This is a genomic window from Solibacillus sp. FSL H8-0523, from assembly GCF_038051985.1.
Classification (GTDB): domain Bacteria; phylum Bacillota; class Bacilli; order Bacillales_A; family Planococcaceae; genus Solibacillus.
Window position 1 is genome coordinate 4,047,826 of the sequence record NZ_CP150291.1, and the last position, 24,404, is coordinate 4,072,229.

Annotated in this window: 21 protein-coding genes, 1 pseudogene and 1 other annotated feature; of the genes and pseudogenes, 1 reads left to right on the forward strand and 21 read right to left on the reverse strand. The window is 39.7% G+C overall.

Annotated features, from left to right (window positions below; translation table 11 throughout):
- Nucleotides 1–56 precede the first annotated feature (56 nt).
- Both NSQ62_RS20440 and NSQ62_RS20445 read right to left on the reverse strand, forming a co-directional pair.
- Nucleotides 57–1,025: a sensor histidine kinase gene (locus tag NSQ62_RS20440; RefSeq protein ID WP_341321849.1), complete on the reverse strand. Its 969-nt coding sequence runs from the start codon at nt 1,023–1,025 to the stop codon at nt 57–59.
- Nucleotides 1,022–1,702, reverse strand: coding sequence for a response regulator transcription factor (locus tag NSQ62_RS20445; protein WP_341321850.1), 681 nt, complete (start codon nt 1,700–1,702; stop codon nt 1,022–1,024). The genes NSQ62_RS20440 and NSQ62_RS20445 overlap by 4 nt, the downstream gene beginning before the upstream one ends.
- A 101-nt stretch (nt 1,703–1,803) precedes the next feature.
- On the opposite strand from NSQ62_RS20445, the gene NSQ62_RS20450 reads away from it, so the two are divergent.
- The gene (locus NSQ62_RS20450) at nt 1,804–2,691 is read left to right on the forward strand and encodes a LysR family transcriptional regulator (protein ID WP_341321851.1); all 888 of its coding nucleotides are present in this window, start codon (nt 1,804–1,806) and stop codon (nt 2,689–2,691) included.
- Between the two features lie 56 nt (nt 2,692–2,747).
- Here the strand turns inward: NSQ62_RS20450 and NSQ62_RS20455 are convergent, their stop codons facing one another.
- The 19 genes and pseudogenes from NSQ62_RS20455 to NSQ62_RS20545 form a co-directional block, all read right to left on the reverse strand.
- On the reverse strand, nt 2,748–3,569 hold the full coding sequence (locus NSQ62_RS20455; protein WP_341321852.1) for a methyl-accepting chemotaxis protein: 822 nt from the start codon (nt 3,567–3,569) through the stop codon (nt 2,748–2,750).
- 136 nt (nt 3,570–3,705) lie between these two features.
- Nucleotides 3,706–5,883, reverse strand: coding sequence for a malate synthase G (locus NSQ62_RS20460; RefSeq protein ID WP_341321853.1), 2,178 nt, complete (start codon nt 5,881–5,883; stop codon nt 3,706–3,708).
- Between the two features lie 207 nt (nt 5,884–6,090).
- Complete coding sequence (gene tuf / locus NSQ62_RS20465) at nt 6,091–7,278, reverse strand: elongation factor Tu (protein ID WP_241370734.1); 1,188 nt, start codon at nt 7,276–7,278, stop codon at nt 6,091–6,093.
- Nucleotides 7,279–7,415: 137 nt separating this feature from the next.
- Nucleotides 7,416–9,497 (reverse strand): elongation factor G, encoded by a 2,082-nt coding sequence (fusA, locus tag NSQ62_RS20470; protein ID WP_341321854.1) that lies wholly within the window; start codon nt 9,495–9,497, stop codon nt 7,416–7,418.
- Between the two features lie 83 nt (nt 9,498–9,580).
- Entirely contained in the window at nt 9,581–10,051 is a 471-nt protein-coding gene (gene rpsG / locus NSQ62_RS20475) for a 30S ribosomal protein S7 (protein WP_341321855.1), read from the reverse strand.
- Nucleotides 10,052–10,092: 41 nt separating this feature from the next.
- The gene (rpsL, locus tag NSQ62_RS20480) at nt 10,093–10,512 is read right to left on the reverse strand and encodes a 30S ribosomal protein S12 (protein ID WP_340725346.1); all 420 of its coding nucleotides are present in this window, start codon (nt 10,510–10,512) and stop codon (nt 10,093–10,095) included.
- Between the two features lie 101 nt (nt 10,513–10,613).
- A pseudogene (locus NSQ62_RS20485) lies at nt 10,614–10,860 on the reverse strand (ribosomal L7Ae/L30e/S12e/Gadd45 family protein).
- A 179-nt stretch (nt 10,861–11,039) separates the two neighbouring features.
- On the reverse strand, nt 11,040–14,720 hold the full coding sequence (gene rpoC / locus NSQ62_RS20490) for a DNA-directed RNA polymerase subunit beta' (protein WP_341321856.1): 3,681 nt from the start codon (nt 14,718–14,720) through the stop codon (nt 11,040–11,042).
- Nucleotides 14,721–14,874: 154 nt separating this feature from the next.
- Nucleotides 14,875–18,438: a DNA-directed RNA polymerase subunit beta gene (rpoB, locus tag NSQ62_RS20495; protein ID WP_341321857.1), complete on the reverse strand. Its 3,564-nt coding sequence runs from the start codon at nt 18,436–18,438 to the stop codon at nt 14,875–14,877.
- 244 nt (nt 18,439–18,682) lie between these two features.
- Nucleotides 18,683–19,285 (reverse strand): class I SAM-dependent methyltransferase, encoded by a 603-nt coding sequence (locus NSQ62_RS20500; protein ID WP_341321858.1) that lies wholly within the window; start codon nt 19,283–19,285, stop codon nt 18,683–18,685.
- A gap of 100 nt (nt 19,286–19,385) precedes the next feature.
- Nucleotides 19,386–19,745 carry a 50S ribosomal protein L7/L12 gene (gene rplL / locus NSQ62_RS20505; RefSeq protein ID WP_341321859.1) on the reverse strand — a complete coding sequence of 120 codons (360 nt, stop codon included), beginning with the start codon at nt 19,743–19,745 and terminating at the stop codon, nt 19,386–19,388.
- A gap of 72 nt (nt 19,746–19,817) precedes the next feature.
- A complete protein-coding gene (gene rplJ, locus NSQ62_RS20510; protein WP_341321860.1) occupies nt 19,818–20,318 on the reverse strand; it encodes a 50S ribosomal protein L10 in 501 nt (166 codons plus the stop codon).
- A gap of 32 nt (nt 20,319–20,350) precedes the next feature.
- Nucleotides 20,351–20,496, reverse strand: a sequence feature (ribosomal protein L10 leader region).
- A 73-nt stretch (nt 20,497–20,569) separates the two neighbouring features.
- On the reverse strand, nt 20,570–21,268 hold the full coding sequence (gene rplA, locus NSQ62_RS20515) for a 50S ribosomal protein L1 (RefSeq protein ID WP_341321861.1): 699 nt from the start codon (nt 21,266–21,268) through the stop codon (nt 20,570–20,572).
- A 133-nt stretch (nt 21,269–21,401) separates the two neighbouring features.
- Nucleotides 21,402–21,827 carry a 50S ribosomal protein L11 gene (gene rplK, locus NSQ62_RS20520; protein WP_042478596.1) on the reverse strand — a complete coding sequence of 142 codons (426 nt, stop codon included), beginning with the start codon at nt 21,825–21,827 and terminating at the stop codon, nt 21,402–21,404.
- Between the two features lie 179 nt (nt 21,828–22,006).
- On the reverse strand, nt 22,007–22,546 hold the full coding sequence (gene nusG / locus NSQ62_RS20525; protein ID WP_341321862.1) for a transcription termination/antitermination protein NusG: 540 nt from the start codon (nt 22,544–22,546) through the stop codon (nt 22,007–22,009).
- Nucleotides 22,547–22,719: 173 nt separating this feature from the next.
- Nucleotides 22,720–22,905: a preprotein translocase subunit SecE gene (secE, locus tag NSQ62_RS20530; protein ID WP_341321863.1), complete on the reverse strand. Its 186-nt coding sequence runs from the start codon at nt 22,903–22,905 to the stop codon at nt 22,720–22,722.
- A gap of 41 nt (nt 22,906–22,946) precedes the next feature.
- The gene (rpmG, locus tag NSQ62_RS20535; RefSeq protein ID WP_341321864.1) at nt 22,947–23,093 is read right to left on the reverse strand and encodes a 50S ribosomal protein L33; all 147 of its coding nucleotides are present in this window, start codon (nt 23,091–23,093) and stop codon (nt 22,947–22,949) included.
- 78 nt (nt 23,094–23,171) lie between these two features.
- Nucleotides 23,172–23,819 carry an RNA polymerase sporulation sigma factor SigH gene (gene sigH / locus NSQ62_RS20540; protein WP_341321865.1) on the reverse strand — a complete coding sequence of 216 codons (648 nt, stop codon included), beginning with the start codon at nt 23,817–23,819 and terminating at the stop codon, nt 23,172–23,174.
- 72 nt (nt 23,820–23,891) lie between these two features.
- Entirely contained in the window at nt 23,892–24,404 is a 513-nt protein-coding gene (locus tag NSQ62_RS20545) for an NYN domain-containing protein (protein WP_341321866.1), read from the reverse strand.

Consider the following 24,404-nt stretch of genomic DNA (forward strand, 5'->3'; position numbering starts at 1 on the left):
TATAAAATCGTTTGATTTACATGACAAAAACGCCCGCAAAGTGACGAAGTTGTCACTTAGCCGAGCGTTTTAGAATACTCATTCACTTTTGGGAAACGAATTTTCACCGTAGTACCTACTGCTTCTGTAGATTCAATCATAAGCTTAATATTAAGTGACTCGGCTACTTGCTTTGCTAAATAGAGACCCATGCCCGTCGCTGTACTTGTTTCACGGCCAATTGTTCCGGTATAGGATTTTCGAAATACCCGTGGTAAATCCTCTTTTTTTATCCCGATGCCGTTATCTTGAATACTCAATACGACCTGATCTGCCTCAAACGTTACATATAGAAGTATCTCTCCCCCTACATTGCTATACTTCACCGCATTTGACAGCACTTGACGTACGATAAACCCAAGCCATTTACGATCTGTTATAACGTCGAGTTCAACGTCTTTTATCTCAACAGCAATTTTTTTATCAAAGCACCAGCTACGTAGCGCTTTAATTTCCTGGACAAGCACTTCTTTTAATTGCACAGTTTCCATTCGATTATCCTGTTCAATCGTTATCAGGCGTGTTGCATGAAGTTGCTGGTCGAGCAGTAAATATACGCGTAACCATTCAGCTTCAAGGCGTTCTTTCACATCTACATTATCAATCTGCTCAGTTAGTAGTTGCATCGCTGTCATCGGTGATTTCATTTCATGTACCCAGGCAAGTAGCTCATCTTGACGCTCAAGAAGCATGAGTCTCTGTTCTTGTATTTCCGCTTTTTGCTGTGCGAACGCTAACTCATAAGTGGCCTTTACTGCCTCTACATAGGTGTTCTGCTCTAATTCATACACTTTCATTGTTTTGATGTCTCTCATATAGAGCCAACCTACAAAAGCCAAAACAAGTACAAGCCAAACTAAGTTCATATATAATAGCGATACCGCTTGAAAGCCTTTATCCACGTAGACAATTAAATTAACAAGGAGCTGCAAAACCAACAAAAATAATAGCCAGCTCAGATGCTGCTTTAAAAACAAACGAATCATTCACCCACCGCCATATATCCAAGACCCTTTTTTGTCACAATAACATCCACTAATCCTATATCCTCTAAACGTTGACGTAAACGGTTAACATTTACCGTCAGCGTATTATCATTTACAAAGCGCTCATCGTCCCACAACTTACGCATTAAGTCATCACGCGATACAATTTGTCCCTTAGATTTCACAAGTACCTTTAAAATAAACAATTCATTTTTCGTTAATTCAACTTGCTGATTATTAAACTGCACGAGTGCGCGGTCATAGTTGATTTCTGCATCGCACCACATTTCATGGCCACTTTGCCTCGTCTCCTGATAATTATAGGTACGACGAAGCATCGCCTGGACTTTTGCAATGAGTACTTCCATATGAAACGGCTTTTGCACAAAGTCATCTGCCCCCATTTGCATCGCCATTACCATATCCATTGGGTGATCGCGCGATGATAAAAATAGGATCGGCACATTTGATTTTGCACGAATTTCACGGCACCAATGGAAACCATCAAATGCCGGTAGTTGAATGTCGATTAGTACTAGCTGCGGTGCTTCACGATCAAATGTTGGCATTACTTGCTGAAAACTTTCTGGTCCGACTACTTCAATATTCCATTGTAAAAATCGCTCTTTAATTAATGTGAAAATGGATTCATCGTCTTCAATTAACAATACTTTCATTTTTGCTCACACTCCTTTGTCTCTCATATATAAAATACACTATACTCCAAGCTGGATAAACTTTGCTATAATCGAAACAATACATAGAATGGGGTGAAAACATGGACATTCGCCAAATTGAATATTTTGTAGAAGTCGCCAAGCAACTAAGCTTCACAAAGGCGGCTGTCGCTTTACACGTTTCACAGCCATCGATTAGTAAAGCCATTCAAAACTTTGAAGCCGAACTTGGCGTGCCCCTATTTTACCGGTCGTCCAAGCAACTCGAGCTAACCGATGCGGGCCAAGCCGTACTTATAAATTCGATGCAGGTACTCGAATCCTTTCAAAATTTGCGTTCCGAATTAACGGATTTAATGCAATTAAAAAAAGGGCAAATTCGAATCGGTATTCCGCCAATTGTCGGTGCTGAATTTTTTTCAAAGCTAATTAGTGTTTACAAAGAACAACATCCATATATTGAAATTTTATTAACAGAAGTCGGCACAAAGCGCATTCGCGAAGAAATCGAAACCGGCGAGCTTGATATTGGACTTGTTTGCAGCGTGACATCGACCAATGAAAATTTAGAAACGATTCGCTTTTTAAAAGACCCCTTGCAGCTCATTGTCCATGAAAGCCATCCACTTGCACAAAAGCATGCCATCACAATGGGGGATTTAGCCAATGAAGCGTTTATCATTTACCGCAAGGACTTCATTTTATTTGATCGGATTATTGAAGAATGTAAAAACCATGGCTTTTATCCAACAATCGCTTGTGAAACAACGCAAAAGGATTTATTTATCGAAATGGTACAAGCAAAACTCGGCATTGCCCTCTTACCACAAAAAATTGCCGAAAAAATTCCGTACGATTCCATTAAACGCATCCCGTTCAAAGAGGAAGCCATTCATTTAGAACTCGGCATTACATGGAAGAAAAACAAATACTTACCGTACTCCGTGCGCGAGTTCATTCAGCTTGCACATGAATTTGTATTACAATAAACTCTATCATCTCATACGTAAAAAAGCGCCCCGAAATTGATTTCGGGACGCCTTTTTTACAATTTACTCGCATAATCATTTAATTGTGCAGACATTTCTTGAATTGTTTTTATAACATCTGAAACCTGACTCACTTGTTCTGTTTGGCCGTTCCCAATTGCTGCAACCTTCGCAATGGATTCCGCCATTTTTTTTGTCGCTATATTAATTTGCTCCATTGTTTCACGAATTTGTTGTGTAGCCTCAATTGTCTCTTTAGAGAACTTACGAATTTCCGTTGCTACTACTTCAAACCCTCTCCCCGATTCCCCTGCACGCGCTGCTTCAATCGCAGCATTTAACCCCAGTAAATTCGTTTGATCCGCCATGCGTTTCATGAGAGTTAAAATTTGTGAAGTTTGCGCTACATTTTGTTGCGCTTGTGTGGATTGCTGTAATAATTCGTTAGCCGTCCCTTTTAGCGATGAAGAATGCTCCGTAATTTGTTGAATTTGGGCTGTTGCTTGTGTTAACGATCCCATTATTGTATTAGAAATCGCAATCAGTTCTGACTGTTTACGTACTTGAACAGCAATTCCTCCGATTACTTTCCCTTGCCCGTCATGTAATGGCGTAGCCGTGCCGATAAACTCAAAGCCATAGAAATCTGCTGGTACAGTGGCCTCTAAGCGGCGATTCGTTTCAAGTGCGACTTTTAAAGGTTCCTCACTGTGCAAAGCTTGGCCAACACGAATATGTAAATTTAAATTTTCACCTGGATAATAGGCAATAAATTTCTCCATATCACATATAGCGATCGATAAATCACTAGGAATGGCCTCTTTCAGAATTTTGATATGCGTATTAAATGTTTCAATTGACTCAATTTTATTAAACATATATTTTCTACTTCCTTAATTTTAAGAATAATTTAATTATATCATTCCTTTATTAGAAAAAGTTGGTACCCCACACCAATAATTTAACGTAAAAACACTATTACTAACCTTTTCGGATTAGTAGTAGTGTTTTAGATTATGCATTCACTTTTTGTTTAGCCTTTGCTTCAATACGCTTTTTGTGTAAAATCGGCTCCGTATAACCACTTGGCTGTTCATAGCCTTTAAACACTAATTCACTCGCTGCTTGGAACGCTACTGATTCCTCATAGTTTGCTGACATTGGTGTGTATGTTGGATCGTCGGCGTTTTGTGCGTCTACCACTTTTGCCATACGTGCCAATGTTTCTTCCACTTGCGCCTGTGTACAAATGCCGTGATGTAACCAGTTTGCTACGTGCTGACTCGAAATACGCAGCGTTGCACGGTCTTCCATTAACCCAATATCATTAATATCCGGTACCTTCGAGCAACCAACCCCGTGCTCCACCCAGCGCACTACATAACCTAAAATCCCCTGTGCGTTGTTATCCAACTCTTGTTGAATATCTTCAGGTGACCAATCTGTAGACGGTGCAACAGGAATTTGTAAAATCGCATCTTGTAAATCTTCTGACGTTTCAATGCCTTTTTGAACAGCTTTTACATTCACTTCATGGTAATGCGTGGCATGTAACGTTGCTGCCGTTGGTGATGGCACCCAAGCTGTGTTAGCACCAGCTAAAGGATGGCCAATTTTTTGCTTAATCATTTCTGCCATTAAATCTGGCATTGCCCACATTCCTTTACCAATTTGCGCACGACCTTGTAAGCCGGCATTTAAACCAACAATTACATTAGATTTTTCGTATGATGTTAACCATGTTGATGTTTTCATTTCACCTTTGCGAATCATTGCGCCCGCTTCCATTGATGTATGAATTTCATCACCCGTACGATCTAAGAAACCTGTGTTAATAAAAACAACACGGTCCTTTACTTCCTTAATACATGCTTTTAAGTTTAATGATGTACGACGTTCTTCGTCCATTACACCAATTTTTAATGTATAGCGCTCTAAGCCAATTAAATCCTCTACTTTTGCAAATAATTTATTAGCAAATGCGACTTCAGCAGGACCATGCATTTTTGGTTTTACGATATAAACCGAGCCCTTTTGCGAGTTTTTATGTTGGCCATTGCCGATGACTTCATGCTTCGCGATTAAGCTCGTTACAACGCCGTCCATAATGCCCTCAGGAACCTCATTACCATCCTTATCTAAAATAGCAGGGTTTGTCATTAAATGACCTACGTTACGTATAAACATTAATGAACGGCCATTTAATGTTACCGTCTCTCCATCCACACCTGTATAGACACGGTCTGGGTTTAATGTACGTGTCATTGTCTTTGTACCCTTTTCAAATGTCGCTGCAAGGTTACCTTTCATTAAGCCTAACCAGTTTGAATACACTTCGACTTTATCCTCTGCGTCTACTGCTGCAACCGAATCCTCACAGTCCATAATTGTTGTAATCGCTGATTCTAGGTAAATATCCTTCACACCTGCTGCGTCATCCTTACCAATTGGGTGTGAACGGTCAATTTGAATTTCAATGTGTAAATCATTGTTTTTAAGTAGTACTGCAGTTGGCTCACTTGCATTCCCTTGATAGCCTACTAGTTTTTCCGGTTCTGCTAATGCTGTTTTTGTACCGTTTACTAACGTTACTTCAAGGCCACCATCTGTGATAACGTAGCTTGTTGCATCTGTATGTGAACCTTGCTGTAAGCCGGCTGCTTTATTTAAAAAGTCTTTTGCATAAGCGATTACTTTATTGCCACGAGCCGGGTTGTAACCCTTTCCAACTTCCGCCTCGTCTTCATCACTAATAACATCTGTGCCATATAATGCATCATAAAAGCTTCCCCAGCGTGCATTAGCAGCATTAATTGCATAGCGCGCGTTACTTACCGGTACAACAAGTTGCGGACCTGCTTGGATTGCAACTTCATCATCCACATTCTCTGTTTCCACCTGATAGTCTTCAATTTTTGGCTCTAAGTAACCGATGTCTTGTAAAAATGTTTTATAGCTTTCAAATTCAAAGCTGTCTTTATTTTCTATATGCCAAGCATTGATTTTCTCCTGTAACTCATCTCTATGTGCTAATAACGCCTTATTTTCGGGAGCTAACTCATGAATTAATTGATCTAATCCTGCCCAAAATGCCTCTTGCTCCACGCCGCTTCCAGGTAACACACGTGTATTAATAAAGTCCGCTAATTGCTCAGCTACTTGTAAATTCCCAACATTCACATAATTCGTCATAAAAAAATCCCCCTTCAATTGAATAAATCCCCTGTGCTTAAGGAAGATTATACTTGAAGGAGGTACTATAAATGAAATACATATTTCGCATAAACATTATGCCTTTTAACTATATTGTTATTAAATCGGCTTTGTCATGAATATAAAATAAAAAACACCTCGCAAGCGTCCAAGCGAGGTGTTTAAAAAATTAGCTAAAAGCTAAAATTATTTTTGGATAGATGCTACAACGCCAGCGCCTACAGTACGGCCACCCTCACGGATAGAGAACTTAGTACCTTCTTCAAGAGCGATTGGAGCGATTAATTCTACAGTCATTTCGATGTTATCGCCAGGCATAACCATTTCTACGCCTTCAGGTAACATACAAATACCAGTTACATCAGTTGTACGGAAGTAGAACTGAGGACGGTAGTTAGAGAAGAATGGAGTATGACGTCCACCCTCTTCTTTTGATAAAACATAAACTTCAGCTTTGAAGTTTGTGTGTGGAGTGATTGAACCTGGTTTAGCTAATACTTGACCACGTTGGATATCTTCACGAGCAATACCACGTAATAAAGCACCGATGTTGTCGCCAGCTTCAGCGTAATCTAATAATTTACGGAACATTTCTACACCAGTTACAGTTGTAGTTTTAGCTTCTTCTTCGATACCGATAACTTCTACAACGTCACCAACTTTAACTTGACCACGTTCAACACGGCCAGTTGCTACTGTACCACGACCAGTGATAGAGAATACATCCTCTACTGGCATCATGAATGGTTTGTCAGTTTGACGTTCTGGAGTTGGGATGTAAGAATCTACAGCGTCCATTAATTCAATAATTTTAGCTTCCCATTCTGGTTCGCCTTCTAATGCTTTAAGAGCTGAACCTTTGATTACTGGTAGGTCGTCGCCTGGGAAGTCATATTCAGATAGTAAGTCACGGATTTCCATTTCTACTAACTCTAATAATTCTTCGTCATCAACCATATCACATTTGTTCATGAATACTACTAAGTAAGGAACACCTACTTGTTTAGAAAGTAAGATGTGCTCACGAGTTTGTGGCATTGGGCCGTCAGCAGCAGATACTACTAAGATACCGCCGTCCATTTGTGCAGCACCAGTGATCATGTTTTTAACATAGTCAGCGTGTCCTGGGCAGTCAACGTGTGCATAGTGACGAGTTGCAGTTTCATATTCAACGTGAGAAGTGTTGATTGTGATACCACGCTCTTTTTCTTCTGGTGCGTTGTCGATGTCAGCGTAAGATTTAGCTTCTCCACCCATTGCTTTTGATAATACTGTTGCGATTGCAGCAGTTAAAGTAGTTTTACCATGGTCAACGTGTCCGATAGTACCAACGTTAGCATGTGTTTTTGAACGGTCAAATTTTTCTTTAGCCATTTGAAAATGCCTCCTCAGAGATATGTTTTATTTTTTAAAATTTATTCTAAAATTGTTGATTATGGAAGGGGCCCCAACCATAATCATACAATCATAGTTTACAAATTAGTTATACTTTAAACAAGATGAAATTTCAATTATTCACCTTTATTTTTTTTGATAATGTCTTCTGCAATTGATTTTGGTACTTCTTCATAATGATCAAATGTCATTGAGAATACACCGCGACCTTGAGTTGCAGAACGTAAAGTTGTAGCATATCCGAACATTTCAGATAACGGTACCATAGAACGTACTACTTGAGAGTTACCGCGAGCTTCCATACCCTCAACGCGTCCGCGACGAGCAGTAATGTTACCCATGATATCACCAAGATACTCTTCTGGAATTACAACTTCAACTTTCATCATTGGCTCTAAGATTACTGCGTCACAACGTTTAGCAGCTTCTTTTAATGCCATAGATGCAGCAATTTTGAACGCCATCTCATTCGAGTCAACGTCATGGTAAGAACCGAATACTAATTTCGCTTTAATGTCGATTAGTGGGTAACCAGCAACTACACCGCGGTCAAGAGAGTCACGTAGACCCGCTTCTACTGCAGGAATGTATTCACGAGGTACAACACCACCAACGATAGCGTTTTCGAATTCAAAGCCTTTACCCTCTTCGTTTGGAGAGAACTCGATCGTTACGTCACCGTATTGACCGCGACCACCTGATTGACGAGTGAATTTACCTTGAACTTTAGCAGAGCCACGGAATGTTTCACGGTAAGATACCATTGGAGCACCTACGTTAGCTTCTACTTTAAATTCACGTTTCATACGGTCAACTAGGATGTCTAAGTGTAACTCACCCATACCAGAGATGATAGTTTGTCCAGTTTCTGTGTCAGTGTGAGCACGGAAAGTTGGATCTTCTTCTTGTAGTTTAGCTAATGCTTGACCCATTTTATCTTGGTCAGCTTTAGATTTTGGTTCTACAGAAAGAGAAATTACTGGCTCAGGGAAGTCCATTGACTCTAAGATAACAAGGTTTTTCTCGTCACATAAAGTGTCACCAGTAGTAGTATCTTTAAGACCTACTGCTGCTGCGATGTCCCCAGCGAATACTTTACCAATTTCTTCACGAGAGTTAGCGTGCATTTGTAAGATACGTCCTACGCGTTCACGTTTACCTTTAGAAGAGTTTTGTACGTATGAACCAGATTCTAATGTACCTGAATACACACGGAAGAATGTTAATTTACCTACGAATGGGTCAGTCATTACTTTGAATGCAAGAGCTGAGAATGGCTCTTCATCAGAAGAGTGACGGATGATTTCTTCTTCGCCATCAACGTCAGTACCTTTAATGTCAGGAACATCAGTTGGAGCTGGAAGATATGCAACAGCTGCGTCTAGCATTTTACGAACACCTTTGTGTTTGAATGCTGTACCACAAAGTACTGGGTAGAATTCTACCGCGATAGTAGCTTTACGGATAGCCGCAACTAACTCTTCGTTAGAAATTTCTTCGCCTTCTAAGTATTTCTCCATAAGATCTTCATCAACACTTGCGATAGCGTCGATTAATTTCTCACGGTACTCTTCAGCTTGTGCTTGGTGAGATTCTGGAATTGGTTGACCTTCACGTAATGCAGTACCTTCTTCGTTATCGTAGTAAGTAACGTCCATTGTGATTAAGTCAATAATACCTGAGAACTCATCTTCAGCACCGATTGGTAATTGGATTGGGTGAGCATTAGCTTGTAAACGATCATGTAAAGTACCTACAGAATATAAGAAGTCTGCACCCATTTTATCCATTTTGTTGATGAATACGATACGAGGAACCCCGTATGTAGTAGCTTGACGCCATACTGTTTCAGTTTGAGGCTCAACACCTGATTGAGCATCTAATACTGTTACAGCACCATCAAGAACACGTAAAGAACGTTCAACTTCTACAGTGAAGTCTACGTGTCCAGGAGTATCGATGATATTGATACGGTGACCGTCCCATTGAGCTGTTGTTGCAGCAGAAGTGATCGTGATACCACGCTCTTGCTCTTGCTCCATCCAGTCCATTTGAGAACCGCCATCGTGAGTTTCACCGATTTTATGAATCTTACCAGTGTAATAAAGGATACGCTCAGTTGTTGTTGTTTTACCAGCATCAATGTGAGCCATGATCCCAATATTACGTGTATTCTCTAGAGAGAATTCGCGTTTCATAGGAAATTTCTCCTTCCATATTGGGCTAGCTATATAAGTGAGTAAAAAAACCTAAGCTCTAGCAAGCTAGAGCATAGATCAAATTACCAACGGTAGTGAGCGAATGCTTTGTTCGCTTCTGCCATTTTGTGCATATCTTCACGTTTCTTAACTGAAGCACCAGTGTTGTTAGATGCGTCTAAGATTTCGTTAGCTAAACGCTCTTCCATAGTTTTTTCACCACGAAGACGAGAATAGTTAACTACATAACGTAAACCTAAAGTTGTACGGCGTTCTGGACGAACTTCAACCGGTACTTGGTAGTTAGAACCACCAACACGACGAGCGCGTACTTCTAATACTGGCATTACGTTGTTTAAAGCGGCTTCAAATACTTCTAAAGGATTTTGACCTGAACGCTCTTGAACTAATTCGAAAGCTCCGTATAAAATCTTTTGAGAAGTACCTCTTTTACCATCAATCATCATTTTGTTGATTAAACGAGTTACTAGTTTCGAATTATAAATTGGATCTGGTAACACGTCACGTTTGGAAACAGGACCTTTACGAGGCATGTGTTTTCCTCCTTTCAAATCGTTGTATATTTAAAGTTAAATTATTTTTTTTCTTTAGGGCGTTTTGTTCCGTATTTAGAACGTGATTGTAAACGACCGTTTACACCAGCTGTATCAAGAGCACCACGTACGATATGGTAACGAACACCCGCTAAGTCTTTTACGCGTCCGCCACGGATAAGAACAACACTGTGTTCTTGTAAGTTGTGACCTTCACCTGGGATATACGCAGTAACCTCAAGTTGGTTAGTTAAGCGTACACGAGCATATTTACGTAAAGCCGAGTTCGGTTTACGTGGTGTCATCGTGCCAACACGAGTACAAACTCCACGTTTTTGAGGAGATTTAACGTCAGTTAAAGATTTTTTAAATGAGTTATAACCCTTGTTTAACGCTGGAGATTTTGATTTCGTGATTTTAGATTGACGAGGCTTACGTACTAATTGGTTAATTGTAGGCATCGATTTGTCCTCCCTTCATTTTTTCCTTGTTTCAATACCACACATCCAGGTGGTTCATTTTTTGGGTAAAAACAAAGTCTTTGTGTATTTTTACACAAAAACTACATCGCAGTAATCGCAACAACCGCAGCTCCAACATGAATGCCGCAAGCTTTTCCAAGTTCTTTCTTTGAATCGACGTGATAAACTGGTACACCGATTTCTTTCGCGAGAAGAATGGCCGGATCGGTTACCCAATTGTCTGCATCAATTGCGACAAAAAGAGCTGTTACTTGTCCAGCACGCATTGCTTTCACTGCTTGCTTTATACCTATGATTGTTTGACTGCATTACTTGATCGTAAGACATTTGCATATCCTCCTAAGCACAGACAGTTAACTATCAACCTTCAATATATTATCATTCCAAACTTACACTGTCAACCAATATCTCACGAAAAAGATGTTGGTTTCTTTAAAAACAATAAACTTTTTTAGAAAAACTCCGGCAGAGAATTCTCTACCGGAATTAAAATTGTTAAAAGCTTATTATTCAGCTGTTGTTACTTCTGCTTTTGCATCTTGATCCATACGAATTTGACGGTAACGTTGCATACCAGTACCAGCCGGAACTAGTTTACCGATAATTACGTTTTCCTTCAGACCTAGAAGCTCATCACGTTTACCTTTAATTGCAGCATCCGTTAACACACGAGTTGTTTCTTGGAATGATGCAGCAGATAAGAATGATTCTGTTTCAAGAGAAGCTTTTGTAATACCTAAGATAACTGGACGACAAGTTGCTGGTGTTTTACCAGTAAGAACAGCTTCTGTATTTGCCTCAGCAAATTGGTGAATATCAAGTAATGAACCTGGTAACATTTCTGTATCTCCAGCTTCAATAACACGCACTTTACGAAGCATTTGGCGAACCATTACCTCGATGTGTTTGTCACCGATTTCTACCCCTTGCATACGGTATACTTTTTGTACTTCTTTTAATAGATATTCTTGAACTGTCGATACGTCTTTAACTTTTAATAATTGTTTTGGATCGATCGAACCTTCAGATAATGTTTGACCCGCAATAATCGTGTCACCTTCAACTACTTTTAAACGAGCGTTGTATGGTGCTTGGTATTTACGTGTTTCCACATCACCTTGGATTGTTACTTCTTTTAGACCTTCACGAATTTCTTCGATTTCGATTACAGTACCAGTGATTTCAGAGATAACCGCTTGACCTTTCGGATTACGCGCCTCGAAAATCTCTTGGATACGTGGAAGACCTTGTGTGATATCGTTACCTGCTACCCCACCTGTATGGAATGTACGCATCGTTAACTGTGTACCTGGCTCACCGATAGATTGCGCAGCGATAATACCTACCGCTTCACCAACTTCTACCTCTTCACCAGTAGCTAAGTTCATACCGTAACATTTTTTACATACGCCATGTTTTGTATTACATGTAAATGCAGAACGGATTGTAATTTCTTCAATACCTGCTTCTTCAATTGCACGTGCAACATCTTGTGTAATTAAGCCATCACGCTCTACGATAACCGCTCCAGTTTCTGGGTGGCGAACTGTTTTCTTCACATAACGACCAACAATACGCTCGTCTAATGCTTCGATAAGTTCGTTGCCTTCCATTAATGAACCGATCAATAAACCGCGGTCAGTACCACAGTCGTCTTCACGAACGATAACATCTTGTGCTACGTCTACTAAACGACGAGTTAAGTAACCTGAATCGGCAGTTTTAAGTGCTGTATCGGCAAGACCTTTACGCGCACCATGGGTAGAGATGAAGTACTCTAATACGGTTAAACCTTCACGGAATGAAGACTTGATCGGTAACTCAATGATTCGACCAGCCGGGTTGGCCATCAGACCACGCATACCAGCAAGCTGAGTGAAGTTCGATGCGTTACCACGGGCACCAGAGTCAGACATCATGAAGATTGGGTTTGTTTTGTGTAATGATTTCATCAGCTTGCCTTGGATTTCGTCCTTCGCAGCTGTCCAAATGTTAATAACACGGTTGTAACGCTCTTCTTCCGTGATTAAACCACGACGGAATTGAATCATTACTTTATCTACTTTACCTTGTGCTTCATCAAGGATAATACCTTTGTCTGGTAATACCACGATGTCAGATACACCTACAGTAATACCTGCACGAGTAGAATATTTGAAACCTAAGTTTTTCATACGGTCAAGCATTTTAGAAGTTTCCGTAATATGGAACTCTTTAAATACTTCAGCGATGACATTTCCTAAGAATTTTTTACGGAAAGGATCTACTACAGGCACGTTTGTGAAGTGTTTTGCTAACACAGCACGGCGTTGTGCTTCGATTTTTTCTGCTTCAGATAAATCAGCATAGCCTTCAGTAGCTTCGATTTCGTTTTGTAATTCTTCGTCAATTGTTAAGTTTACAAAGTATTTATCCGGTGTTTTTTGTTCTAAGTTTGTATCAGTTGGCTCGTTAACGTAAGGGAATGACTTCGGTAAAATTTCGTTGAAGATTACCTTACCAACCGTCGTTAATAAGAACATTTTATTTTGTTCTTCTGTGAACGTTGGGTTGTTTAATGAGCTTGCTTTAATTGCAATACGAGAGTGTAAATGTACCGTACCATTTTGGTATGCGATTAACACTTCGTTTGAGTTGTTAAAGATTGACCCTTCACCACGAGCATTTTCACGCTCAAGCGTTAAGTAATAGTTACCTAATACCATATCTTGAGATGGTGTTACTACTGGTTTACCATCTTTCGGGTTCAGGATGTTTTGAGCTGCTAACATCAGTAAACGAGCTTCTGCTTGCGCTTCTGCTGATAATGGAACGTGAACCGCCATTTGGTCACCATCGAAGTCAGCGTTGTAAGCTGTACATACTAATGGGTGAAGACGAATTGCACGACCTTCTACTAAAGTAGGCTCGAATGCTTGGATACCAAGACGGTGAAGCGTCGGTGCACGGTTAAGTAATACCGGATGCTCACGAATTACATCTTCTAAAACGTCCCAAACTTCATTGTGCATACGCTCAATTTTACGTTTTGCACTCTTAATGTTATGAGCTAGGCCACGTTCTACTAATTCTTTCATTACGAAAGGTTTGAATAGTTCGATTGCCATTTCTTTTGGAAGACCACATTGGTACATTTTTAAGTTTGGACCTACTACGATAACTGAACGACCAGAATAGTCTACACGTTTACCAAGTAAGTTTTGACGGAAACGACCTTGTTTCCCTTTCAGCATGTGTGAAAGTGATTTTAAAGGACGGTTACCAGGACCTGTTACAGGACGACCACGACGACCGTTATCGATTAATGCGTCAACCGCTTCTTGTAACATACGTTTTTCGTTTTGTACGATGATGCTTGGTGCACCAAGGTCAAGTAAACGTTTTAAACGGTTGTTACGGTTGATTACACGACGGTAAAGATCATTTAAGTCAGAAGTTGCGAAACGACCACCATCTAATTGCACCATTGGACGAAGCTCTGGAGGAATTACTGGTAGCACGTCTAGAATCATCCACTCTGGTTTGTTACCTGAGTTACGGAATGCTTCTACTACTTCTAAACGTTTAATTGCACGTGTACGGCGTTGGCCTTGTGCAGATTTTAATTCTTCTTTTAAAACAGCTGTTTCATCTTCTAAATCGATTTTTTCTAATAAGCGTTTGATTGCCTCAGCACCCATTGCCGCTTCGAATTCGTTGCCGTATTTTTCACGGTATGCACGATATTCTTTTTCAGAAAGTAAATCTTTGAAGCCTAAAGCAGTTTGACCTGGCTCAATTACAACATAAGAAGCAAAGTAAATTACTTCTTCAAGTGCACGTGGAGACATGTCTAAAATAAGACCCATACGGCTTGGAATACCTTTAAAGTACCAAATATGTGATACAGGTGCTGCAAGCTCGATGTGTCCTTGACGTTCACGACGAACCTTTGCACGTGTTACTTCTACGCCACAACGGTCACAAACGACACCTTTATAACGTACACGCTTATATTTACCACAGTGACATTCCCAGTCTTTGGTTGGTCCGAAAATACGTTCACAGAATAGACCATCTTTTTCTGGTTTTAATGTACGGTAGTTGATTGTTTCTGGTTTTTTAACCTCACCATATGACCAAGAACGGATCTTGTCCGGAGAAGCTAAACCAATTTTCATATATTCAAATTCATTAACATCGATCAAGGAGCCTACCTCCCTTTAGTTATAAGTCTTTAGCGACTTTTCATTGTAGCTCTGTGCAAAATTTCATTCTAGGCCATTATGAAATTTGCTTGTTTACATCATTATAAGAAAAATCGGGCAGGGCATATACCTGCCCGATTCAATTTGAAATTATTCAAATAGACTCTACTGGGTCTTCTTCTTTATCATCAGTTGGGCGTTCTTCTGGAGCTGGTGCTACAGCTACTTCTTCCTCATCGTCAAGGTCGCGTAATTCTACTTCCTCATCGTTGATTGTAAGCATCTTCACATCCATACCTAATGATTGAAGTTCTTTAATTAATACTTTGAATGATTCTGGTACACCTGGTTCTGGAACACTTTCACCTTTAACGATTGCTTCGTATGTTTTCACACGACCTACAACGTCATCTGATTTTACAGTTAAAATCTCTTGTAACGTGTAAGCTGCACCGTATGCTTCAAGCGCCCATACTTCCATCTCACCGAAACGTTGTCCACCGAATTGTGCTTTACCACCAAGCGGTTGTTGCGTTACTAATGAGTAAGGACCAGTTGAACGTGCGTGAAGTTTGTCGTCAACCATGTGCGCTAATTTGATCATGTACATGATACCAACAGAAACGCGGCTGTCGAACGGTTCACCCGAACGTCCATCATAAAGAATTGTTTTACCATCACGGTTCATACCAGCTTCTTCCATCGTTTCCCAAACATCGTCTTCGTTAGCACCATCAAATACTGGTGTAGCCATGTGTACGCCTAAATAGCGTGCAGCCATACCTAAGTGAAGCTCTAATACTTGTCCGATGTTCATACGAGAAGGTACCCCAAGTGGGTTAAGCATGATATCCACTGGCGTGCCGTCTGGCATGAATGGCATATCTTCTTCTGGTAAGATTCGTGAGATTACACCTTTGTTACCATGACGTCCGGCCATTTTGTCACCAACGCGAATTTTACGTTTTTGAACAATATAAGCACGAACTAATTGGTTAACACCTGGTGGTAATTCGTCTCCATCTTCACGGTTGAAGACTTTAACATCTAGGATGATACCGCCAGCGCCGTGTGGTACACGTAGAGACGTGTCACGTACTTCGCGTGCTTTTTCACCAAAGATAGCATGTAATAAACGCTCTTCAGCAGTTAATTCAGTAACCCCTTTAGGCGTAACTTTACCTACTAAAATATCACCGTCACGTACTTCCGCACCGATACGGATAATTCCGCGGTCGTCTAGGTTACGAAGTGCATCTTCACCTACGTTTGGAATGTCACGTGTGATTTCTTCAGGTCCAAGCTTTGTATCACGTGATTCTGATTCATATTCTTCAATATGAACAGAAGTATATACATCGTCTTTTACAAGGCGTTCGCTCATAATAACAGCATCCTCGTAGTTGAAACCGTCCCATGTCATGAACGCAACAAGTACGTTTTGGCCAAGTGCTAATTCGCCACGTTCCATTGAAGGACCATCAGCTAAAATATCACGAGGTTTCACAAGATCGCCAACTTTTACGATTGGACGTTGGTTATATGAAGTACCTTGGTTTGAACGAATGAATTTTTGTAATTTGTATTTCACTAAGTTGCCTTTAACTTCTTTGCCGTCAATCTCTTCGATTGTACGAACGTGGATAGAGCGAGCTTCTACGTGCTCAACAATACCATGTTTTTTAGCAACTACAGCAGCACCAGAGTCACGAGCGTCAACATGTTCCATACCCGTACCAACAAACGGAGCGTTTGGATATAGTAAAGGAACAGCTTGACGTTGCATGTTCGCGCCCATTAGTGCACGGTTTGAGTCATCGTTTTCTAAGAACGGAATACATGCAGTGGCAGCAGATACTACTTGTTTTGGAGATACATCCATGTAATCGATACGATCGCGGTTAAACACTGTGTTATCCCCACGGAAACGACCTACTACTTCTTCTTTTTCAAACTTACCGTCTGCAGTTAATAGAGAGTTTGCTTGAGCTACTACATAGTTATCTTCTTCGTCTGCAGTTAAGTAATGGATTTCTTCAGTTACAGTACCTGTTTCCGGATCAACACGGCGGTAAGGTGTTTCAATGAAGCCAAACTTGTTCACTTTAGCGAATGAAGATAATGAGTTAATCAGACCGATGTTTGGTCCCTCAGGCGTCTCGATTGGACACATACGACCATAGTGAGAGTAGTGAACGTCACGTACTTCCATACCTGCGCGCTCACGTGTTAAACCACCAGGCCCTAATGCAGATAGACGACGTTTGTGCGTTAACTCTGCTAATGGGTTTGTTTGGTCCATGAATTGAGATAACTGAGAAGAGCCAAAGAACTCTTTGATTGATGCGATAACAGGACGGATATTGATTAATTGTTGTGGTACGATTGCCGCTGTGTCATTAATTGACATACGTTCACGTACTACACGCTCCATACGAGATAAACCGATACGGAATTGGTTTTGTAATAACTCACCAACTGAACGTAAACGACGGTTACCTAAATGGTCGATATCGTCTGTGTTACCTACGTTATATAATAAATTGAAGAAATACGATACAGAAGCAAGGATATCTGCTGGTGTAAGGTTTTTCACCTCTTCATCAATATAAGCGTTCGAAATCACATTGATTTCTTTTTGTGCTTCGTCATTTGGTGCGTAAATTTTAATTGATTGAATCGTTACTTCTTCATCTAATACACCGCCGTTTTGGCTTAATGTTTTGAAGCCAGCACCGTCTTCTAAAGCTGGAATTAGCTTATCTAACGTACGACGATCTAATAACGTACCTGCTTCTACAAGAATTTCGCCCGTTTCTGGGTTTACAATTGTTTCAGCAACCGTTTGGTTAAATAAACGGTTTTTAATGTGAAGCTTTTTGTTCATTTTGTAACGACCAACGTTTGCTAAATCGTAACGTTTAGCATCGAAGAAGCGAGAATATAATAAGTTCTTCGCTGATTCAACTGTTGGTGGTTCACCTGGACGTAAACGCTCGTAGATTTCAAGAAGTGCCTTTTCAGTACCTTCTGTGTTATCTTTTTCTAACGTATTACGTAAATATTCATTGTCACCAATGATTTCGATAATTTCCTGATCCGTACCGAAACCTAATGCACGTAAAAGTACTGTTACTGGTAATTTACGTGTACGGTCGATACGCACGTATACGACATCTTTTGCGTCAGTTTCATATTCTAACCATGCACCACGATTTGGAATAACTGTTGCACCGAAGCCTTTTTTACCGTTTTTATCTGTTTTTTCGTTGAAGTATACACTTGGAGAACGAACTAACTGAGAAACGATAACGCGCTCAGCACCGTTAATAATAAACGTGCCTGTTTCAGTCATTAATGGGAAATCACCCATGAAGACGTCTTGCTCTTTTACTTCGTTTGTTTCTTTGTTGTGTAAACGTACTTTCACACGTAATGGCGCAGCGTAAGTTACGTCACGTTCTTTACATTCATCAACATCATACTTAGGATCTCCTAATGTATAGTCGACGAATTCTAATGAAAGATTACCTGTAAAATCCTCGATCGGAGAAATGTCGTGGAACATCTCACGCAATCCTTCTTCAAGGAACCACTCATAAGATGCTGTTTGGATCTCGATTAAATTCGGAAGCTCCAGCACCTCATTAATACGCGCAAAGCTTCTACGCTGGCGGTGTTGTCCGTACTGAACTAGTTGACCTGTCAACTCATTCACCCCTCAATAAAGCGATAATAGGTCTTTGCAAAACCATACAAATAGTGTATGATTTCGAAAGACAAAAAGAAAACGAGACTTTTTATAAACCTCATTTTCGGTTAAACTTAACTTATTCTTAGTAAGTATACCCGTAAATTTGTGTAAGTTATGCAAAAGGGCATACTACCTCAAAATAAAAATTTTGCATTTTATTATGTTATCATAGTCGATTTGTCAAGTCAATATTCGGAGCGAATCTTACTTATTTTTTTGCTCGTATGATCCAATACCCCTTTTTCTTCTCAACAACATCCACTTCTGAAAACATCTCTTCTAAATGACTCACTGTTGATGGAGCGCCCTGTTTCTTCTGAATTACTACCCACAATTCACCGTTTTCCACTAACAATTCATAGGCTTGATCGTAAAATCTAAAGATTGTTTCTTTCCCTGCACGAATTGGTGGATTTGTTAAAATTGCAGCTGCTTGTGTTCCAGCTTCTACAGCACTCAGGCCATCACTTTCAAAAACACGTACATTTTGAACCCCGTTTAGTTGGGCATTTTTTTGTGATAAACCAATAGCACGCGTATTAATATCCATCATTAACACTTCTCGCTCCGGATTAACCTTTGCGATCGATAAGCCAATCGGTCCGTATCCACAACCCACATCAAGTACAACGCCTTCTACTTTTGGTATTTCAAAGGTATCAATTAATACACGGGAACCAAAATCTACTTCGCTTTTACTAAATACACCTGCATCTGTTTCAAATGTAAATGTATGTCCTAATAAAGGAAATTTCCATTGGCGTGGTTTACTTTCCGTTTGAGGCTTATTTGAATAATAATGTTCAGACATGTGCAACACGCCTCCTAAAAACTTTTAAATAAAGAAAAGCCCGCCGCAAAATTGTGACGAGCTTTCCTTATGAAACTAAGTACAAGACTTAGTAATTAAATTATTTAACTTCTACTGAAGCGCCAACTTCTTCAAGTTTAGCTTTAATAGCTTCAGCGTCATCTTTAGAAACGCCTTCTTTAAGAGCTTTAGGAGCGTTGTCAACAACCTCTTTAGCTTCTTTTAAACCTAATCCAGTGATTTCACGAACCACTTTGATTACTTTAATTTTTTCTTGACCAGCAGCAGTTAATACTACGTCAAATTCAGTTTTTTCTTCAGCTGCAGCAGCACCGCCAGCAACTACTGCTACTGGAGCAGCAGCTGTTACACCGAATTCTTCTTCGATAGCTTTTACTAAATCGTTTAATTCTAGAACTGTCATAGCTTTGATAGCTTCTAAGATTTGCTCTTTGTTCATTTTAATTTCCTCCTATTGGATGTTTTATTGGTTTTTTAGGCTGTTAAGCCGATTTTTGAAGTGAAGTTGCGATTAAGCGCCTTGCTCTTCTTTTTGTTCTGCAACAGCTTTTGTTGCAAGTGCGAAGTTGCGCACTGGAGCTTGAAGTACAGATAAAAGCATTGATAATAGACCTTCGCGAGATGGAAGTTCTGCAAGAGCTTTAACGTCTTCAACAGATGCGATAGTACCTTCGATGATACCAGCTTTAATTTCTAACGCTTCGTTTTTCTTAGCGAATTCGTTAACGATTTTAGCTGGAGCTACTACGTCCTCGTTAGAGAATGCGATAGCATTTGGACCAGTTAAGAATTCATTGATTCCTTCTAAACCAGCAGCTTCTGCAGCACGACGAGTTAAAGTATTTTTGTATACTTTGAACTCAACACCAGCTTCACGTAATTGCTTACGTAATTCTGTTACTTGGCCTACAGTTAAACCACGGTAATCTACTACTACGATAGAAGCAGCAGCTTTGAATTTGTCAGCGATTTCTTCAACTTGAACTTTTTTAGATTCGATTGCTTTGCTCATGATGACACCTCCTATTAGAATGAGTCATTTATACCGACAAAGAAAAGCCTCTACATCATAATTAGACATAGAGGCTGAAAGTACATCATCTTAAAAAGAATCCGAACTCCGATGTCCTCGGTAGGCTCATTAAGTGACAAGTCACTCCTACTGTCTACGGTACAAATGGATGATTCACAACAGCATCCATCTTACCAAGTAAGCGATGTGTTGTCAATTAATTTAATTTAAAAGATTAAAAAACCTTTTAATTATTTGATTGTTACGTTAGCAGCGTCAACTTTTACAGCAGGACCCATTGTAGTTGTAATGTTTACAGACTTCATGTAAGTACCTTTTGATGCAGCTGGTTTAGCTTTTTGAATTACTTCAAATACAGCTAAGAAGTTTTCTACTAATTTTTGAGTATCGAAAGAAACTTTACCGATTGGAGCGTGGATGATACCAGCTTTTTCAGCGCGGTATTCTACTTTACCAGCTTTGATTTCTTCGATAGCTTTAGTTACGTCGAAAGTAACTGTACCAGTTTTAGGGTTTGGCATTAAACCTTTTGGTCCTAATACGCGACCTAATTTACCAACTTCACCCATCATGTCAGGAGTTGCTACGATTACATCAAAATCGAACCAACCTTGTTGGATTTTGTTAACCATATCTGAATCGCCTACGTAGTCAGCACCAGCAGCTTGTGCTTCTTTAGCTTTCTCACCTTTAGCGAATACTAATACTTTTTGAGTTTTACCAGTACCGTGTGGTAATACTACCGCACCACGGATTTGTTGGTCATTCTTACGAGTGTCGATACCTAATTTGAATGCTACTTCTACAGTTGCATCGAAGTTAACTGTAGATGTTTTTTGCGCTAAAGCTACTGCTTCTTCTACAGAGTAGAAAGTTGCGCGATCGATTAATTTAACTGCGTCTTGCAGTTTTTTACCTTTTTTAGCCATTGTAAATTTCCTCCTTGATTGTGGTTGTAACGGATTTGACCTCCCACGAATAAAGGTTGCGCACTCATCTAAATGAATATCCGAGTGCAGCAACCTTCCAAAAACAAAAACATCATCAAGTTTGAAGATGGGATTAGTCTTCGATAACGATACCCATGCTTCGTGCAGTACCTTCAACCATTAACATTGCAGCTTCAACTGAAGCAGCGTTAAGGTCTGGCATTTTTTGTTCAGCGATTTCGCGAACTTTATCACGTTTAACCGTTGCAACTTTCTTACGGTTTGGTTCACCAGATCCAGATTGGATACCAGCTGCTACTTTAAGTAATACTGCTGCAGGTGGAGTTTTAGTAATGAAAGTAAATGAACGATCTTCGAATACTGAAATTTCAACTGGAATGATTAAACCAGCTTGATCAGCAGTACGAGCGTTGAATTCTTTACAGAATCCCATAATGTTAACACCTGCTTGACCTAATGCAGGACCAACCGGTGGCGCTGGGTTTGCTTTACCAGCAGGGATTTGAAGTTTTACAACTTTAATAACTTTTTTAGCCACGAGACACACCTCCTTAAGTCCGTGATGTGGTAATAGGGTTACCCCTCCCACTCAATATCTGTTCGTCAGCTAACTTGCCGATAACATTAAAACTAATTTTATATCACACGTCAATTACATGACAGTCTGACCTTTGAAATGATAACACTTTTAAAAAGCTTAATCAAGTATAAATAATTCTATATTTTTTGAACTTGGTTAAAGTCTAGCTCCATCACTGTTTGGCGGCCGAACATATCAACTAAAACTTTTAATTTCGCTTTTTCGATATCTACTTCTTCTACGCGACCTTGGAAGTGAGCGAATGGTCCTTCAAGAACTTCAACAACCTCACCTACAGTAATATCAACTTCACCTACGTGTTGTTCGTTCATGCCCATTTGAGCTAATAAACGTTCAGCTTCTTCTGGTAAAAGTGGAGTTGGTTTTACCCCGCCGCCTGAAGAACCGATGAAACCAGTAACGCCTGGTGTGTTACGTACAACATACCATGCATCGTCTGTCATGATTAGTTCTACTAATACATAACCAGGGAAGATTTTACGCATTACTGCTTTTTTCTTACCATCTTCTTTTACATCAATTTCTTCATGTTCTGCCACGATGACACGGAAAATTTTATCTTGCATCCCCATCGTTTCAACACGTTTTTCAAGATTTGCCTTCACTCGGTTTTCATAACCAGAGTAAGTATGCACTACATACCAATTTTTCTCCATATTAGGTAGGACTAAATCGTCCGTCCCTCCTTTACATTAAATGTGTTAAGGCTTCCCCTATTCACAAACTAAACAATCTATTTCTTCTAACAAGACTGACTTGTTTTAAAACAAATGAAAAAACCCGTTATTTGAAATGCACGGGCTCTTTCGCAATATTAACATGACGTAGCTTATAGAGACAAGAACCAACGGAATAATTCTGAGATTCCTAAGTCTATTACTGTAAAGAATAACGCCATTACGATTACTGTTGAAATAACAACTACCGTATACTTTGTTAACTCTTTGCTTTTTGGCCAGCTTGTTTTACGCATTTCAGAGCCGACTTCTTGTAAAAAGTTTGATACTTTACTCATCTTTGCCTAACCTCCGAACAACAAATTAATCTATATTTCGTTTATAACGTTTGTTTATGCATTGTATGTTCATTGCAATGCGAGCAAAACTTTTTAAGCTCTAAACGCTCTGTAGTACCCTCTTTTTTCGGAATACTATAGTTTCTAGAACCGCATTTATCACAACTTAAAACGACTTTTTTTGCCATATTTTATCACCTTTTCGGCATTTTGTCTTTTCAAGACTAACACCTAATTTTGTCACTGTCAACAAAGGCTCCCGTGCTTCAAGTCATTTCTTTTAGCTCTAAATGACGCTCTAATTTCCGCTTCACACGCTGTAGTGCATTATCAATTGATTTGACGTGACGATTTAATTCTTCAGAAATTTCATTATACGATTGACCTTCTAAATAACGAATCAATACTTGCTGTTCTAATTCACTTAATACTTCAGCCATCTTTTGTTCTAAATAATCATAGTCTTCGCGATTGATCATCAAGTATTCCGGATCATCTATCACCGGGCTCGTTATAATATCCATTAGCGTACGCTCTGATTCTTCATCGTAAATCGGTTTATCGAGCGATACATAGGAGTTTAACGGAATGTGCTTTTGACGTGTCGCGGTTTTGATTGCCGTAATGATTTGCCTTGTAATGCATAGTTCCGCAAATGCACGGAATGAAGCAAGCTTGTCTTCTTTAAAATCACGAATTGCTTTGTATAAACCAATCATGCCTTCTTGAATAATATCTTCTCTATCCGCCCCTACTAGAAAATAGGAACGCGCTTTTGCTTTCACAAAAAGTCGATATTTCGAAATCAAAAAATCTAATGCATCTGTGTTTCCTAGATGCACTTGCTCTACAAGTTGTTCATCTGTTAAATGATCAAATTGCCGTACCATTTGTAACTTCTCACTTTTAAGCAACGAAAATCACCTCAAGCTACGCCAGAATCAATTAGGAACAGTATAACTTAATTGGAAAAAGTGGGCAAACTATTACTTGAGCCCTCTTCGCCATTTTTCAAATTGTAATTCCACATCTTTTGATAATTTAATTCGTGAAGCAGGCTTTTCATCGCGTGTTTCCTTTACTTTCGATGAAATTTTTGACTGAATAATTTGCATCTCAATTTCAAGCTCACGTGCTGATTTTCTGAGTGCTCCGTGACCAAAGACCACGTTTTGCTCTGTCATATCACTCGTTGCAACATGAATTTGGACTTTGCGGCCCTTTAATTCATTTGATAATTTTTCAATGCGTTCATCCGCTGTTTCGTTTTTACGTGTATAAATTACTTCTATAGCATGCTGAATATAAAGTTGCTCGGTACCTGGAACAAGATGCGCGTCAAAAACAACAATGACGCGCCACCCTGTATGTGCTTTATATTCGGCCATTCGCTCAATCAATCGGTCTCGTGCATCTTCAAAATGTGGCTCACGTAAAGGACGCAGCTCACGCCAAGCACCGATCATATTATAGCCGTCTACTAGCAAAATCGTTTGCAT